A 17,487-nucleotide genomic window follows, 5' to 3' on the forward strand; every position below is an offset into this window, starting at 1 on the left:
TTTGATTTGCAAGCAGTTTGTTATGGCTGGGGTACCTGGATTCGAACCAGGGAATGCCGGTATCAAAAACCGGTGCCTTACCGCTTGGCGATACCCCATCAACATACTGCGCCGACGATGAAGAGAAATGGTGCGGGAGGCGAGACTTGAACTCGCACACCTTGCGGCGCCAGAACCTAAATCTGGTGCGTCTACCAATTTCGCCACTCCCGCAATGCAAAAAAGAGATGGTGGCTACGACGGGATTCGAACCTGTGACCCCATCATTATGAGTGATGTGCTCTAACCAGCTGAGCTACGTAGCCCTCTTTTTTTGCTTTGCCTTCATCGGCGTTGCGGGGCGCATTATGCGTATATGACCGATTTGCGTCAACAAGTTTTTTCCCGAAAAAGTGCCGGGAAGCGCCGTTTGTCTGGGTTGTGAACATTATGGCGATAAAATCGGCAATTCAGGCAGTTGGCGGGGGGAAAAGGCAACAAAAAGGCGGGCCAAAAGGCCCGCCTTGGGGAAAACGCCGCGCGATTATTTATAGGCGGCCTGGTGCACGCCGACGGCGCGGCCGGAAGGATCGTCCATCTTCTTGAACGATTCGTCCCATTCGATGGCCTTGGCGGACGAACAGGCGACGGACGGGCCGCCCGGCACGCATTCGGCGGCGCTCGGCAGCGGGAACAGCTCCTCGAAGATCTCGCGGTACAGGTAGCCTTCTTTCGAGGTCGGCGTGTTGTACGGGAAGCGGAAACGCGCGGTTTCGAGCTGTTGATCGCTGATTTGCTGCGCAGCGACCTCTTTTAGCGTGTCGATCCAGCTGTAGCCGACGCCGTCGGAGAACTGCTCTTTTTGGCGCCAGGCCACGCTGGCCGGCAAATAGGACTCGAAACATTCGCGGACGATGTGTTTTTCCATTTTCCGTTGCCGCACATTTTATCTTTCGGGTTGATGCGCATCGCCACGTCGAGGAATTTCTTGTCCAGGAACGGCACGCGGGCCTCAACGCCCCAGGCGGACATCGCCTTGTTGGCGCGCGCGCAGTCGAACATATGCAGCGCCAGCAGCTTGCGCACGGTCTCTTCGTGGAATTCGCGGGCGTCCGGCGCCTTATGGAAGTAAAGGTAGCCGCCGAACACTTCGTCCGCGCCTTCGCCGGAAAGCACCATCTTGATGCCCATCGCCTTGATTTTGCGTGACATCAGGTACATTGGCGTCGAGGCGCGAATGGTGGTGACGTCATAGGTTTCGATGTGGTAAATCACGTCGCGGATGGCGTCCAGGCCTTCCTGCACGGTGAAGTGGATCTCATGGTGCACGGTGCCCAGATGGTTGGCGACCTCCTGCGCGGCGCGCAGATCCGGCGAGCCTTCCAGACCGACGGCGAAGGAGTGCAGCTGCGGCCACCAGGCTTCGCTGCGTTCCTGATCTTCCACGCGGCGCGCGGCGTACTTCTTGGTGATCGCCGAGATGACCGAGGAGTCCAGCCCGCCCGACAGCAGCACGCCGTAAGGCACGTCGGACATCAGGTGGCTTTTCACCGACTCTTCCAGCGCGGTGCGCAAGGCGGCGGCGTCGGTCACGTTGTCTTTGACGCTGTCGTAATCGAACCAATCGCGGCGATAGTATTCGCGGATCTCACCGTCCTGGCTCCACAGGTAGCTGCCGGCCGGGAATTCCTTGATGGTGCGGCACACCGGCACCAGCGCTTTCATTTCCGAAGCGACGTACAGGTTGCCGTGCTCATCGTGGCCCATGTACAGCGGGATGATGCCCAGGTGATCGCGGCCGATCAGGTAAGCGTCTTTTTCGGTGTCATACAGGGCGAAGGCGAACATGCCTTGCAGATCGTCGAGGAAATCCGGGCCTTTCTCCTGGTACAGCGCCAGGATCACTTCACAGTCGGACCCGGTCTGGAACGCGTAGCGGTCGCTCAGCTGTTGGCGCAGCGCCTGGTGGTTGTAAATTTCGCCGTTGACCGCCAGAACGTGGGTGTGCGCGGCGTTGTACAGCGGTTGAGCGCCGTTGTTGACGTCGACGATCGACAGGCGTTCGTGGGCCAAAATGGCTTTGTCGCTGGCGTAAACGCCGGACCAATCCGGGCCGCGGTGGCGCATCAGACGCGACAGCTCCAGCGCGTTCTTACGCAGTTCAACGGGATCGGACTTCAGATCGAGCACACCGAAAATAGAACACATACAACTCTCCTAACGGGCTTTCATGACTGTGATGTTGTTTTTTACTGTTATGGGCAGCATTGCCGATTCATCAGCGATAACGCGGTTTTGCTGCGCTGTGGTTATGAAAATGCGCCTAAAGCTGCAGGAGATGCAAGTGTTTTAGCCATACGCTGAGAAATAGTTGTTTGCGTGGCTGCGATTTTTAACGGATTTTCAGTTATTGGCGGGAAAATTTAACGATTATGCAATTTTTAGCGTGATGACGGGATTGCCGGCCGGTTTGGCCGGCAATCGATTAGCGATTAGGCGATGAGCTGCCACAGGGTGAAGGCGGCGTCCGGCGTCCAGCCGGCGTTGGAGGTGTGCGCCTGGATACAGGTGTATTTCTTGCCTTTATAACTCACCACGTCGCCGGCTTTGTAGCTGTGGTTGTTCTGCCACTCGGGCGCCCCCGGATCGGGTGGCGTGCCGTCGTTGGCGGTTTTAACCGCCAGCGCGCTGCTCGGCAGCGAGGTATTGCCCTGGCTGTCGGTGGCGGTAACGAAGTAGCTGTACTGGGTGGCCGGGGTCAGGCCGCTGTCGGCCAGCGACAGGCCGGCGGTCTGGCCGATCGGGGTGCCGTTGCGGTAGACTGTGTAACTGGCGATCGGTAAGGCGCCGGTGGCGGCGGCCCAGCTCAGCTTCAGCGAGGTGGCGCCCAGCTCGGCGACCGTCAGCGCAGTCGGTGCATTAGGTTTTCCCGGCGGTGGGGTAACGCCGCCCTGAATCAGCGGCGCGTAGCGGGTTTTGAATTCCCAGTTGTAGGCCACGCCGGCTTTGCTCTTACCGTTGTCCCAGTTGATTGACCAGGTCATCAGGCCCTTGATCGACAGGTTCTTGGCGTCGAGGCGGGAGAAGGCGTTATATACGGCCTGTTTATCGATCACGTAGCCGGTGGCGGCGGCGTCGTTGTTGCTCGGCAGGCCGATGACGAATTTCGCCGCCGGGATCTTCGCATAGCCGCGGGTGCCGGTGACCAGGCTTTCCGTCAGGTAGTAGAGGAAGTCCTCTTTCATGGCGTCGTTATTCTGCGTGATCCAGGCGTTGAGTTCGTCCACCCAAATACCGTCGCCACCCTGGTTATAATATTGCGGCGCGATAAAGTCATAATAGCCTTCGAGGGCGTTGATATAATCCAGGTAGGTGCCGTTGGTGCGTAAATACGGGAATTCCGGCGCCATGCTGATAATAAAGTTTTTCCCCTGCGCGGCGTAATAGTCTTTTACTTTTTTCAATGCCGCAGGCAAGACGGTTTTATTATTGGCCGCACCGATTGCCGCCTGTTCCAAATCGATATCCAGGCCGTCGAAGCCATAGACTTCCACCAGACGAATAATCTCGTCTTTCAGCTTATCTTCGTCGCCGGTTTTCAGCTCGATATGCGCGTCTGCGCCGCCGAGGGAGATCAGCACCGCGCGGCCCTGGCTGTTCAGCACGCCCACCTGGCGGCGGAACTCGGCGTCGGACAGGTTGTAAGGTTTGAAGGTTGGGATGCCCTGGCCTTTCATAAAGGCGACGGCCACCACGTTGTATTCGGCGGGAATGTCGGTCAGGTTCATATTGGCAAACTGGCCTTGCTGATAGCCGTCACTGGCGCCGGCGGCCCAGTTGTGCCAAAAACCCATCAGGATTTTTTTATTGGCGATAGTCGGCATAATGGCTGCGTCATCGGCGGCGGCATTAATCATGTTATTTGTGCTCATGGTAGCCTCATTAATTAGGGGTAAAGGTTTTCCGCTGGCCGGCAATATCAGCTATTGGCGGGGCGTAAGGTTATAATGAGGATTTTTAGCGCAGGCAGGCTGAAACCTTTTGCGGCCATGAACGAATTAAATTCAAACTGCGGTCAGGAAGAGAGAAATAATGGCGGCCGGGCAGCCGCCATAAATGCATCAGAAGATGGTGATATCGGCAACGGAAGGGTAGACGTAGCTCGGGCGGAACGGCATGGTTTCGATGTCGCTCAGCGTGGAGACGCCGGACAGCACCAGCACGGTTTCCAGACCGGCCTGGAAGCCCGCCAGAATGTCGGTGCGCAGGTTGTCGCCGACGATCACCGTCTCTTCCGAGTGCGCCTGCATTTTGTTCAATGCGGCGCGAATGATCCACGGGCTGGGCTTGCCGACGTAAAACGGCTTGCGGCCGGTGATCTTCTCGATGGGGGCGCACAGCGCACCGCAGGCCGGCGAGAAGCCGTGGCCGTGGCTATCCGGGTTGGTGGCGATAAAGCGTGCGCCGTTACTGACGAAGTAGGCGGCCTTGTGCATCATGTCCCAGTTGTAAGAGCGGGTTTCACCGACGATCACGAAATCCGGGTTGATGTCGGTGATGGTGAAACCGGCTTTGTACAGCTCATGGATCAGGGCGCCTTCGCCGACCACGTAGGCTTTTTTGCCTTCCTGGCGGCGCAGGAAATCGGCGGTGGCCATCGCCGAGGTATAGAACGCGCTCTCCGGCACTTCCAGCCCGGCGGCGGCGAAGCGGTTCGCCAGATCCTGCGCGGTCTGTGACGGGTAGTTGGTCAGCACCACCAGCGGCATGCCTTGTTCCTGGATGCGCGCCAGGAACAGATCGGCGCCGGGCACCGGCGTATTGTCATGCAGCAGCACGCCGTCGATATCGCATATAACGTTTTTGATTTTCATTTGTCGCTGTTTCTCATGATTACGGCAGGCAAGGGGTGACGATAACACACCTGCCAGAAGCGGCGGATCAGCTTTCCAGCAATCGCTGCAAGAGCACGCCGTTGAGCATCGCGCGTTTGGCCAGGGCGAAAGCGCCGATCGCCGAGCGATGATTGAGTTCGGAGGTCACCACCGGCAGATTTTTGCGGAAGTCCTTCAGCACCTGGGTATTGATGCAGCTCTGGATCGCCGGCAGCAGCACCTTGTCCGCTTCGGTGATCTCACCGGCGATCACCACCTTCTGCGGATTGAACAGGTTGATGGCGATGGCCACCGCCTTGCCCAGATAGCGGCCGACGTGTTCGATCACTTCGCTGGCCAGCAGATCGCCGCGGTTGGCGGCCTTGCAGATGGCGTTGATGCCGCAGTCTTCCAGCGTCAGTTTGCTCGGGTAGCCCTGGCTCAGCAGCTGGCGCACGCGCTGTTCGATCGCCGCGTTGGCGGCTACGGTTTCCAGGCAGCCGAAGTTGCCGCAGTGGCAGCGTTCACCCAGCGGATCGATTTGGATATGGCCGATTTCGCCGACGTTGCCGTTATTGCCGAGAAAAATCTGCCCGTTGACGATGATGCCGGCGCCGGTGCCGCGGTGCAGGCGCACCAGAATAGAGTCTTCGCAGTCGCGGGTAGCGCCGAAGTAGTGCTCCGCCAGCGCCAGGCTGCGGATGTCGTGGCCGACGAAGCTGGTGACGTTGAAGCGCTGCTGCAGGTTGTCGACCAGTGCCCAGTTGCTGACGCTGATGTGCGGCATGTAGCGCACCACGCCCAGCGCCGGATCCACCAGGCCGGGCAGGATCACCGCGATGGCGATCAGCTCGCGCAGGCGGCGCTGGTTTGCTTCGATGAATTGGGCGATGGCGGCGAACAGCGCATTTTCCAGCGTTTCCTGGGTGCGTTCCGGCAGCGGATAGTGTTCTTCGCTGAGCGATTTACCGCTCATGTCATACAGGGTGATGGTGGCGTCGTGGCGGCCGAGACGTACCGCGACGGTATGGAAATGACGGGTTTCCGACACGATGGAGATCGCGCGGCGGCCGCCGGTGGAGGCTTGCTGATCGACTTCTTTGATCAGCCCGCGCTCCAGCAGCTGGCGAGTAATTTTGGTGACGCTGGCGGGGGCAAGCTGGCTGAGTTCGGCAATTTGAATGCGCGAGATCGGGCCCTGCTGGTCGATCAGGCGGTAAACTGCCGCGCCGTTAAGCTGTTTGACTAAGTCAACGTTCCCTATTTGTGCTTGTCCGCCAGTGCTCATCAATAATGTTACTCGCTGTTCATTGAATTAAACCTCGTTACCGTTAACGAGCGTTTTGGTGATCTTGAAATCACGGGTGAAGGCGGTCAGGTTAGCCACCTTGCCGGCTTCGATGGTGCCCAGACGCTGCTCGACGCCGATGGCGCGCGCCGGATACAGCGTCGCCATGCGCAGCGCTTCGTCCAGCGCGATGCCGACATGCTCGACGCTGTTTTGCACCGCTTCGATCATGGTCAGTGCGGAACCGCTCAGGGTACCGTTCTCATCCACGCACAGCCCATCCCGATAGTATATTGTTTTACCGGCGAAAATAAATTGGTCAATATCTGCACCTGCCGGCGCGGTCGCGTCGGTGACCAATACCAATTTATCACCTTTCAGGCGTTTGGCGTTACGGATACTCGCCCAGGCCACGTGATGGCCGTCGGCGATGATGCCGGTATAGACCTCCGGCGTATCGAAGATCGCCCCCATCAGCCCCGGTTCGCGGCCGGTGATATACGGCATGGCGTTGTACAGGTGGGTGGCGAAGCTGATGCCGGCGGCGAAGCCGGTGCGCGCCTGATCGTAGGTGGCGTTCGAGTGGCCGGCGGAGACCACGATGCCGGCCTTGGTCAGCTGCTCGATAACGTGCGGCTCAACCATTTCCGGCGCCAGCGTCACCTTGGTGATCACGTCGGCGTTGGCGCACAGGTAATCGATCATGTCCTGAGTTGGCTTGCGAATGAACGCCGGGTTATGGGTGCCTTTTTTCACCGGGCTGAGGTACGGCCCTTCCAGGTGCAGGCCCAGCGCCTGGTTTTGGTGCTTTTTCAGATAAGCGCGCATCACGTCGACGCTGTGCTTCATGAATGCGTCGCTGCTGGTGATCAGCGTCGGCAGATAGCTGGTGCAGCCGGATTTCTCGTTGGCGCGCTGCATGATCTCCAGCGTTTCTTCCGAAATCGCTTCCAGCGAATCGTTGAACTGGACGCCGCCGCAGCCGTTCAGCTGCACGTCGATAAGCCCGGGGGCCAGGATGGCGCCACCCAGGTCGCGCGTTTCGATGCCGGCGGGCAATTCAGCCGCCGGGCAGACTCTCTCGATCAGCCCATCAGCGATAATGACTGCATGGTCATCAAGTACGTCGTGGCCGGTATAGATTCGGCCGTGGGTTAAAGCGAACATCGTAGCCCCCTGCAAAGATTAAAGACTTTTCACGCTTTCCGCTTCTAACTCGCGGAAATATTTGACGGTTTTGACTTTCAGCTCCATGGTGGCCGGCTCGTCGCACACCACCACCGCTTTGGCGTGCAGCTGCAGGCAGCTGATGGTCCACATGTGGTTGATGTTGCCTTCCACCGCGGCTTCCAGCGCCTGCGCCTTGGCGTGGCCGGTCACCAGGATCATCACTTCTTCCGCGTCCAGCAGCGTGCCCACGCCGACGGTCAGCGCATATTTCGGCACCAGGCTGACGTCGCCGCCGAAGAAGCGCGAGTTGGCGATGCGGGTGTCTTCGGTCAGCGTTTTGATGCGGGTGCGTGAAGCCAGGGACGAAGCCGGCTCGTTGAACGCGATATGGCCGTCGATGCCCACGCCGCCCATGAACAGGTTAATTTTGCCGTAAGACTTGATCTTCTCTTCGTACTGGCGGCACTCGGCGTCGACATCCGCGGCGTTGCCGTTCAGCAGGTTGATATTTTCACGAGGGATATCAACGTGGTCAAAGAAGTTGCGGTACATGAAGGTGTGGTAGCTTTCCGGGTGTTCCTGCGGCAGGCCAACGTACTCGTCCATGTTGAAAGTCACAACATGCTTAAAGCTTACTTCACCTGCTTTGTGCATCGCAATCAGATGTTTGTAGGCTTCCAGCGGCGTGCCGCCGGTGGGAAGGCCGAGGACAAACGGGCGCTCTGCGGTTGGCTTGAATGCGTTGATGCGTTGAACGATATGACGCGCGGCCCATTTGCCGACTTGTGCGGTATCTTTCAGTGGGATAAGTCTCATCTAACACCTCTTGGGATAAGTAAACTAAAGCTATACTGTACGGGCCTGCGGGAGTCCTAAGCGTAACCCAGCTTTATGATTCTCGCGTGAATCGTCCGTCCGGTTGATTTTTTGAATGATAAAATAAGTTTTGTGTGATGGCCAGCAATCTGGGAGGGAAAGACTACTTTTTGGTGATATTTATCACAAAAAGGGAGGTTTTAATTTGCGATACAAAATAAATTTTTTACACTCGGCATGAGTGATACGTGCCAAGCATTGTTTCTAAAAAGGTAGTGAGAGATCCAAATAAACTACTAATAGGGTCCGTCCGCGGACAACATAGGGGGAAAAGGTGAACATTCTTAGTTATTTGCAAAAGGTGGGACGGGCGCTGATGGTGCCGGTCGCCACGCTGCCTGCCGCCGCCATCTTGATGGGCGTCGGGTACTGGATTGACCCTGTTGGTTGGGGCGGCGACAACGCGCTTGCCGCATTATTTATCAAATCCGGTTCAGCCATTATCGATCATATGGCCGTGCTGTTCGCCATCGGTGTGGCCTACGGCATGTCCAAAGACAAGGACGGCTCTGCCGCACTGACCGGCTTCGTTGGTTTCCTGGTGCTGACCACCCTCTGTTCACCGGCCGCCGTGTCGATGATTCAGAAGATCCCCCTCGACCAGGTGCCTGCCGCGTTCGGCAAAATTGAAAACCAGTTCGTCGGTATTCTGGTGGGTATCATCTCCGCCGAAGTGTACAACCGCTTCAGCGGCGTCGAGCTGCCTAAGGCGCTGTCGTTCTTCAGCGGCCGCCGTCTGGTGCCGATCCTCATTTCCTTCCTGATGATCCTGGTCGCTTACATCCTGATGTATGTCTGGCCAGTGGTGTTCGGCGCTCTGGTGAGCTTCGGCGAACACATCCAGAAATTGGGCTCCGTCGGCGCGGGCATCTATGCCTTCTTCAACCGTCTGCTGATCCCGGTCGGCCTGCACCACGCGCTGAACTCGGTGTTCTGGTTCGACGTGGCCGGCATCAACGATATCCCTAACTTCCTTGGCGGCCAGCAGTCGATCGAAGCCGGTAAAGCGGTCGTCGGCATCACCGGCCGTTATCAGGCGGGCTTCTTCCCGATCATGATGTTTGGTCTGCCGGGCGCAGCGCTGGCTATCTATCACTGCGCGCGCCCTGAGAATAAGGCGAAAGTGCTGGGGATCATGATGGCGGGGGCATTCGCTGCCTTCTTTACCGGCATCACCGAACCGCTGGAATTCTCCTTCATGTTTGTGGCGCCGGTGCTGTATGTGCTTCACGCGATCTTGACCGGGATTTCCGTCTTCATCGCCGCCAGCATGCACTGGATTGCCGGTTTCGGCTTCAGCGCCGGTTTGGTGGATATGGTGCTGTCGTCGCGCAACCCGTTGGCGACCCACTGGTACATGCTGATCCCGCAGGGGCTGGTGTTCTTCGTTATCTACTATGTGGTGTTCCGCTTCACCATCAATAAGTTCAACCTGATGACCCCGGGTCGCGAGCTGGCGGTTGCCGGTGACGAAACCGACGGTTATGACGTCAACGTCAACAGCAACGCCGGTAAAGACGAGAACGAAACTACCACGCTGGCCCGTCGCTACGTCGGCGCGATCGGCGGTTCCGACAACCTGACCGGCATCGATGCCTGCATCACTCGCCTGCGTTTGAACGTGAAAGACTCCGCGCTGGTGAACGACGCATTGGCGAAACGCCTCGGCGCATCCGGCGTTATCCGTCTGAACAAGCAGAGCGTGCAAGTGATCGTCGGCACCCGTGCTGAACTTATCGCCAGCGCAATGCGCAACGTGATTGCAGCCGGCCCGGTAGCGGCAGCGGCGGCCCCGGCGGCGGCTCCTGCTGCGGAAGCCAAACCGCAGGCGGTACCGAACGCACCGAAAGTCGCGTTTGAAACGCTGGTGGCGCCGGTGACCGGTGAAGTCGTGGCGCTCGATCAGGTGCCGGACGAAGCTTTCGCCAGCAAGGCGGTAGGTGACGGCCTGGCGATTCGCCCGACCGACAACATCGTCGTGGCGCCGGCGGACGGCACCGTGGTGAAAATCTTCAATACCAACCACGCGTTCTGCCTGGAAACCGACAAGGGCGCCGAGATCGTGGTGCACATGGGGATCGACACCGTCGCGCTGGAAGGCCAGGGCTTCAAACGCCTGGTGGAAGAGGGCGCGGAAGTGAAAGCCGGTCAACCGATTCTGGAACTGGATCTGGATTATCTGAACGCCAACGCGCGTTCGATGATAAGCCCGGTGGTGGTCAGCAACTCTGACGACTACGCCGGCCTGGCGGCGCTGGCCAGCGGCTCTGTCGTCGCCGGTCAGACCAAGCTGTACGAGATCCAAAAGTAAGACCGTTTTTACCTGAGTAGTGCCGGGGGCCGGCCACGCATCATGGCGGAGTTTGCCCCGACTTGGCGGGAAGAGAGCGATCTCTTCCCGCTTTTTTTATTCCGTTTTGCCCCACGGCGGTGCGCTGCGCGCCGACGGTGCAACGCGCCGCATTTTTCGTGAAACAAACGGTTGTTTCCAGACGTGGCTTGTTGGATCATAGGCGGTTATGTGTAGCGCTTTGCATTGAGGAACAGTGAAATGAGTGAGGCTGAAGCCCGCCCAACCAATTTTATCCGTCAGATCGTCGATGAAGATCTGGCGTCGGGGAAACACACGTCGGTACATACCCGCTTCCCGCCGGAGCCTAACGGCTATCTGCATATCGGCCACGCCAAGTCCATCTGCCTGAACTTCGGCATCGCCAAGGACTATCAGGGCCAGTGCAACCTGCGTTTCGATGACACCAACCCGGTGAAAGAAGACATCGAGTTCGTGGAGTCAATCAAGCACGACGTGGAGTGGCTGGGCTTTGAGTGGAGCGGCAACGTTCGTTACTCCTCAGACTATTTCGATCAGCTGCACCAGTATGCGGTTGAGCTGATCACCAAGGGCCTGGCCTACGTCGATGAGCTGTCGCCGGAGCAGATCCGTGAATATCGCGGCACCCTGACCGCGCCGGGCAAAGACAGCCCGTACCGCGGCCGCAGCGTGGAAGAGAACCTGGCGCTGTTCGAGAAGATGCGCAACGGCGAGTTCGCCGAAGGCGCCGCCTGCCTGCGCGCCAAGATCGATATGGCTTCGCCGTTTATCGTGATGCGCGATCCGGTGCTGTACCGCATCAAGTTCGCCGAACACCACCAGACCGGCAATAAATGGTGCATCTATCCGATGTACGATTTCACCCACTGCATTTCCGATGCGCTGGAAGGGATCACCCATTCGCTGTGCACCCTGGAATTCCAGGATAACCGCCGTCTGTATGACTGGGTGCTGGATAACATCACCATTCCTTGCCACCCGCGTCAGTACGAGTTTTCGCGTCTCAACCTCGAATACGCCATCATGTCGAAGCGCAAGCTGCACCAGCTGGTGGCCGAGAAGATCGTCGAAGGCTGGGACGATCCGCGTATGCCGACCGTCTCCGGACTGCGCCGTCGCGGTTATACCGCCGCCTCGATTCGTGAGTTCTGCCTGCGCATCGGCGTGACCAAGCAAGACAACAACGTCGAGATGGTGGCGCTGGAATCCTGCATCCGCGACGATCTGAACGAGAACGCGCCGCGCGCCATGGCGGTGCTGGATCCGGTGAAAATCGTCATCGAGAACATGGGCGATGCGGTGGAAATGGTCACCATGCCTAACCACCCGAACAAGCCGGAAATGGGCAGCCGCGATGTGCCGTTCAGCCGCGAGATCTATATCGATCGCGCCGACTTCCGCGAAGAAGCCAACAAGCAGTACAAGCGTCTGGTGCTGGGCAAGGAAGTGCGTCTGCGCAATGCGTACGTGATCAAGGCCGAGCGCGTCGAGAAGGACGAAGCGGGCGAGATCACCACCATCTTCTGCAGCTACGATGCGGAAACGCTGAGCAAAGATCCTGCCGACGGCCGCAAGGTGAAGGGCGTGATCCACTGGGTGTCAGCGGCGCACGCGCTGCCGGCGGAAATTCGCCTGTACGATCGCCTGTTCAGCGTGCCTAATCCGGGCGCGGCGGAGGACTTCCTCTCCACCATCAACCCGGAATCGCTGGTCATCAAGCACGGCTTCGTCGAGCCGAGCCTGGCGGCTGCACAGCCGGAGAAAGCCTATCAGTTCGAGCGTGAAGGTTACTTCTGCGCCGACAACCGTCACTCGTCGGCCGAGCATCTGGTGTTTAACCGCACCGTCGGCCTGCGTGACACCTGGGCGAAAATCGAAGGCTAATCTTATTCGCCTCGAAAATTAATGAATCAGCGCGGCTTTAAGCCGCGCTTTTTTATGCCTGCGCTCAGCTCGCGATCTATTCCTCTCTCATTTTATCCGGGATGCGTTTAATTAATGGCGACGCATTAACCCATTAGTTCTCTTATATTAGTCCTATTAGTCTTCATTTTTTCTTATATATTCGTGATGCGAATTAATTTCATTTGGAGAGCGCTCTCAATTTTTATCGTCTGACTGACGAATTTAGCCAGGCTGAAACCATTAATCGTCTCTGGTTGACCTTGTATCTCAATTTATTCTGATTTAATTGAATTTTTTATTCGACACCCTCTATGATCACCAGCGTAACAAATTCTCACTGATATGTGCTCCTTGTCATACTTTGACAAATCTCCCTCATTTTTCATTTGATAATTCGCGTCGCGAAAAATAGTCTATCTGTAGCAATTAGTGCTGTGGGAATAACATCTCGTCGGCAATATTTTTTACCCGTTCGGGTTTTTTATTGGCAGTCGTGCAGGGCAGTGGTGAACACAGGCGGCTGCAACTTTTAAGTTAAGTCAAAGAGGAATTTCAATATGGGTACGCACGGTGCTCAGCGTAAAACGCTGGCGCTCGCAGTCGCGGGCGCGCTGTTGGGAACAGGGTTTGCCATGGCGCCTGAGGCGAAAGCCGCAGGGTTTATCGATGATTCCACGCTGACCGGCGGCATTTATTACTGGCAACGTGAGCGCGACCGTAAAGATCTCAATCCGGACAGCAAGGATTACAACCAATACACCACCAACCTGTCGCACTCCACCGCCAACCTGAGCCTGGATTTCGCTTCGGGCTACGCCTGGGACATGTTCGGTCTGGACGTCGGCGCCTTTACCGCCATCGAGCTGGCAGAATCCAGCGCCAGCGGCCACCCGAACGAGATCGCGTTCTCCTCGAAAAACCGTACCTACGACGAAGACTATTCCGGTGACAAAGGCGGCGTTAGCCTGTACAAAGCCGCCGCCAAATTCAAATACGGCCCGGTCTGGGCGCGCGCCGGCTATATTCAGCCGAGCGGCCAAACCCTGCTGGCGCCGCACTGGAGCTTTATGCCGGGCACCTATCAGGGGGCCGAAGCCGGCGCCAAGTTCGACTACGGCGACGCCGGTGCGTTGAGCTTCTCCTACATGTGGACCGATAAATACAAGGCGCCGTGGCATATCGAGATGGACGACTTCCGCCAGAACGATAAGAAAACGCGCGTCTCCTACCTGCACTCGCTGGGCGCCAAGTACGATTTCAAAAACGATCTGGTACTGGAAGCCGCCTTCGGCCAGGCGCAGGGTTATGTGAATCAATACTTCACCAAGGCGTCTTACAAATTCGATGTGCTCGGCAACCCGCTGACCACCAGTTACCAGTTCTACGGTGCGGAAGACCGCATCAGCGACAAGAACGATCCGAACAGCATCTACGACGGCTTGGCCTGGCTGCAGGCGCTGACCTTCGGTTACACCACCGGGCAGTTCAACTGGCGTCTGGAAGGCACCATGGTCAAGGCGGAAGGCAACCAGGGCTTCTTCCTGCAGCGCATGACCCCGACCTACGCCTCGTCCAACGGTCGTCTGGACGTGTGGTGGGATAACCGCTCCGACTTTAACGCCAACGGTGAGAAAGCGGTGTACGCCGGCGTGATGTATGACCTCAGCAACTGGAACCTGCCGGGCATGGCGGTCGGCGGCTCCTACGTTTACGCCTGGGACGCCAAGCCGAGCACCAACCCGATCTACGATCAGAGCCAGCGCCTGAAGGAGAGCGCCTGGAGCCTGGACGCGATGTACACCATCCAGGAAGGGCGCGCCAAGGGCACCCTGATCAAGCTGCACTACACCCAGTATGACAACCACACCAACATCCCGAGCTGGGGCGGCGGTTACGGCAACATCTTCCAGGACGAGAAAGACGTCAAGTTCATGGTCATCGCGCCATTCACCATCTTCTGATGCGTTCCCCGGCCTCGCCGCCGGGGGCAGTTAAGGGAATTCAACGATGAAAAAAATCATGCTGATGTTGGCGGCCGCCGCGGCCTTGAGCGCCTGTGCGCAACCCGCCGCACCGCCGGAAGACGCCAAATTGAAGCAGGCTTACAGCGCCTGTATCAACACCGCCGAAGGTTCGCCGGAGCGTCTGCAACCCTGTAAGGCGGTGCTGAACGTGCTGAAACAAGAGAAGCAGCACCAGCAGTTCGCCGCGCAGGAAACGGTGCGGGTGATGGATTATCAGAACTGCATTATGGCGGTGCACAGCGGTAACGGTCAGGCTTACGACGCCAAGTGCGGCAAGCTGTGGCAAGAAATTCGCGATAACAATAATTAAGAAGGACAAGAACATGAACGCATTCAAACTGAGCGCATTAGCCGCGTTGACGGCAACGATGGGATTTCTGGGCGGCATGGGAAACGCCATGGCCGATCAACAGCTGGTGGATCAGCTGAGCCAGCTGAAGCTGAACGTAAAAATGCTGGATAACCGCGCCGGCGAAAACGGCGTGGATTGCGCGGCGCTGGGCGCCGACTGGGCCTCATGCAACCGGGTGTTGTTCACCCTCAGCAACGACGGCCAGGCGATCGACGGTAAAGACTGGGTCATCTATTTCCACAGCCCGCGCCAGACCCTGCGGGTAGACAACGACCAGTTCAAGATTGCTCACCTCACCGGCGATCTGTACAAGCTGGAGCCGACCGCCAAATTCAGCGGCTTCCCGGCCGGTAAGGCGGTGGAAATCCCGGTGGTCGCCGAATATTGGCAGCTGTTCAGAAACGACTTCCTGCCGCGCTGGTATGCCACGTCCGGCGACGCCAAGCCGAAAATGCTGGCGAATACCGACACCGAAAACCTGGACCAGTTTGTGGCGCCGTTCACCGGCGACCAGTGGAAGCGCACCAAGGACGACAAAAACATTCTGATGACGCCGGCTTCGCGCTTTGTCAGCAATGCCGATCTGCAGACGCTGCCTGCCGGCGCGCTGCGCGGCCAGATCGTGCCGACGCCGATGCAGGTGAAGGTTCACGCGCAGGACGTCGATTTGCGCAAAGGGGTATCGCCGGATCTGAGCACGCTGGTCAAGCCGGCGGCGGACGTCGTCAATCAGCGCTTCGCGCTGCTGGGTGTGCCGGTTCAGGCCAACGGCTATCCGATCAAGACCGACATCCAGCCGGGCAAGTTTAAAGGCGCGATGGCGGTGCCGGGCGCCTATGAGCTGAAAATCGGCAAGAAAGAGGCGCGGGTGATCGGCTTCGATCAGGCCGGGGTGTTCTACGGGCTGCAGTCGATCTTGTCGTTAGTGCCGAGCGACGGCAGCGGCAAGATCGCCACGCTGGACGCCAGCGATGCGCCGCGCTTCCAGTATCGCGGCATTTTCCTCGACGTAGCGCGCAACTTCCATAAGAAGGACGCGGTGCTGCGCCTGTTGGATCAAATGGCGGCCTACAAGCTCAACAAATTCCACTTCCACCTGAGCGATGACGAAGGCTGGCGCATCGAGATCCCCGGTTTGCCTGAGCTGACGGAGGTCGGCGGCCAGCGCTGCCACGATCTGAGCGAAACCACCTGCCTGCTGCCGCAGTACGGCCAGGGGCCGGACGTCTACGGCGGCTTCTTCAGCCGTCAGGACTATATCGACATCATCAAATACGCCCAGGCGCGCCAGATTGAGGTGATCCCGGAGATCGACATGCCGGCACACGCCCGCGCCGCGGTGGTCTCGATGGAAGCGCGCTATAAAAAGCTGCATGCCGCCGGGAAAGAGCAGGAGGCCAACGAATTCCGCCTGGTGGATCCGACCGATACCTCCAACACCACCTCCGTGCAGTTCTTTAACCGCCAGAGCTACCTGAACCCGTGCCTGGATTCTTCCCAGCGTTTTGTCGACAAGGTGATCGGCGAGATCGCCCAGATGCATAAAGAGGCCGGCCAGCCGATCAAGACCTGGCACTTCGGCGGCGACGAAGCGAAAAACATTCGCCTGGGCGCCGGCTACACCGACAAGGCGAAACCGGAGCCGGGCAAAGGCATCATCGATCAGAGCAACGAAGACAAACCGTGGGCCAAGTCGCAGGTGTGCCAGACGATGATCAAAGAAGGCAAGGTGGCCGACATGGAGCACCTGCCGAGCTACTTCGGCCAAGAGGTCAGCAAGCTGGTGAAGGCGCACGGCATCGACAGAATGCAGGCCTGGCAGGATGGCCTGAAAGACGCCGAGAACGCGAAGGCGTTCGCCACCTCGCGCGTGGGCGTCAACTTCTGGGATACCCTGTACTGGGGCGGTTTCGATAGCGTCAACGACTGGGCCAACAAAGGGTATGAAGTGGTGGTTTCCAACCCGGACTACGTCTACATGGACTTCCCTTACGAGGTGAACCCGGACGAGCGCGGTTACTACTGGGGCACCCGCTTCAGCGACGAGCGCAAGGTGTTCAGCTTCGCGCCGGATAACATGCCGCAGAACGCGGAAACTTCAGTCGACCGCGACGGCAACCACTTCAACGCCAAGAGCGATAAGCCGTGGCCGGGCGCCTACGGGCTGTCCGCTCAGCTGTGGAGCGAAACCCAGCGCACCGATCCGCAGATGGAATACATGATTTTCCCACGCGCGCTGTCGGTGGCTGAACGCGCCTGGCACCGCGCCGGTTGGGAGCAGGACTACCGCGCCGGCCGCGAATACAAAGGCGGGGAAACCCACTTTGTCGATACCAAGACGCTGGAGAAAGACTGGCTGCGCTTCGCCAATATCCTGGGGCAGCGTGAACTGGCCAAGCTGGACAAAGGTGGCGTCGCTTACCGTCTGCCGGTGCCGGGCGCACGCGTAGCGGGCGGCAAGCTGGAGGCGAATATCGCGCTGCCGGGATTGGGCATCGAGTACTCCACCGACGGCGGCAAGCAGTGGCAGCGCTATGACGCCAAGGCCAAGCCTGCGGTGTCCGGTGAGGTGCAGGTGCGTTCGGTTAGCCCGGACGGCAAGCGCTACAGCCGCGCCGAGAAGGTCTAAGCCCGGTGCAACGGCCTGCTGCCCTGGCGGCGGCCGTATAACGAAGGGGGAATGCGTT

Annotated in this window: 10 protein-coding genes, 3 tRNA genes and 1 pseudogene; 5 read left to right on the plus strand and 9 right to left on the minus strand. The window is 58.5% G+C overall.

The genetic code is table 11. From position 1 onward, the window contains the following. Positions 1-23 precede the first annotated feature (23 nt). From AC4PR2_RS05250 to nagB, 9 genes and pseudogenes are all read right to left on the minus strand, one after another. A tRNA-Gln gene (locus AC4PR2_RS05250) sits at positions 24-98 on the minus strand. 30 nt (positions 99-128) lie between these two features. Continuing rightward, positions 129-213: transfer RNA gene (locus AC4PR2_RS05255), tRNA-Leu, on the minus strand. A gap of 15 nt (positions 214-228) precedes the next feature. After that, a tRNA-Met gene (locus AC4PR2_RS05260) sits at positions 229-305 on the minus strand. Positions 306-523: 218 nt separating this feature from the next. After that, a pseudogene (gene asnB, locus AC4PR2_RS05265) lies at positions 524-2,187 on the minus strand (asparagine synthase B). Between the two features lie 284 nt (positions 2,188-2,471). Further along, a complete protein-coding gene (gene chiC / locus AC4PR2_RS05270; RefSeq protein ID WP_147839424.1) occupies positions 2,472-3,911 on the minus strand; it encodes a chitinase ChiC in 1,440 nt (479 codons plus the stop codon). A 189-nt stretch (positions 3,912-4,100) separates the two neighbouring features. Next, on the minus strand, positions 4,101-4,853 hold the full coding sequence (locus tag AC4PR2_RS05275; protein ID WP_004939957.1) for an HAD-IIA family hydrolase: 753 nt from the start codon (positions 4,851-4,853) through the stop codon (positions 4,101-4,103). Positions 4,854-4,920: 67 nt separating this feature from the next. Beyond that, complete coding sequence (gene nagC, locus AC4PR2_RS05280; protein WP_004939956.1) at positions 4,921-6,141, minus strand: DNA-binding transcriptional regulator NagC; 1,221 nt, start codon at positions 6,139-6,141, stop codon at positions 4,921-4,923. 27 nt (positions 6,142-6,168) lie between these two features. Further along, positions 6,169-7,308 (minus strand): N-acetylglucosamine-6-phosphate deacetylase, encoded by a 1,140-nt coding sequence (nagA, locus tag AC4PR2_RS05285; protein ID WP_197802565.1) that lies wholly within the window; start codon positions 7,306-7,308, stop codon positions 6,169-6,171. Between the two features lie 18 nt (positions 7,309-7,326). Next, positions 7,327-8,127, minus strand: a complete 801-nt coding sequence (nagB, locus tag AC4PR2_RS05290) for a glucosamine-6-phosphate deaminase (protein ID WP_004939952.1) — start codon at positions 8,125-8,127, stop codon at positions 7,327-7,329. A gap of 334 nt (positions 8,128-8,461) precedes the next feature. Between nagB and nagE the strand changes: the two genes are divergently transcribed. The 5 genes from nagE (at position 8,462) to AC4PR2_RS05315 (ending at position 17,429) form a co-directional block, all read left to right on the plus strand. Continuing rightward, entirely contained in the window at positions 8,462-10,498 is a 2,037-nt protein-coding gene (nagE, locus tag AC4PR2_RS05295; RefSeq protein ID WP_060423598.1) for an N-acetylglucosamine-specific PTS transporter subunit IIBC, read from the plus strand. Positions 10,499-10,738: 240 nt separating this feature from the next. Further along, positions 10,739-12,403 carry a glutamine--tRNA ligase gene (gene glnS, locus AC4PR2_RS05300; protein WP_060440515.1) on the plus strand — a complete coding sequence of 555 codons (1,665 nt, stop codon included), beginning with the start codon at positions 10,739-10,741 and terminating at the stop codon, positions 12,401-12,403. A gap of 578 nt (positions 12,404-12,981) precedes the next feature. Further along, positions 12,982-14,385: a chitoporin ChiP gene (gene chiP / locus AC4PR2_RS05305; protein WP_038877490.1), complete on the plus strand. Its 1,404-nt coding sequence runs from the start codon at positions 12,982-12,984 to the stop codon at positions 14,383-14,385. A gap of 46 nt (positions 14,386-14,431) precedes the next feature. After that, positions 14,432-14,758, plus strand: coding sequence for a ChiQ/YbfN family lipoprotein (chiQ, locus tag AC4PR2_RS05310; protein ID WP_004939944.1), 327 nt, complete (start codon positions 14,432-14,434; stop codon positions 14,756-14,758). 13 nt (positions 14,759-14,771) lie between these two features. Next, positions 14,772-17,429: a beta-N-acetylhexosaminidase gene (locus AC4PR2_RS05315; RefSeq protein WP_060423601.1), complete on the plus strand. Its 2,658-nt coding sequence runs from the start codon at positions 14,772-14,774 to the stop codon at positions 17,427-17,429. Positions 17,430-17,487 lie beyond the last annotated feature (58 nt).

This window comes from Serratia sp. A07 (genome assembly GCF_058725505.1).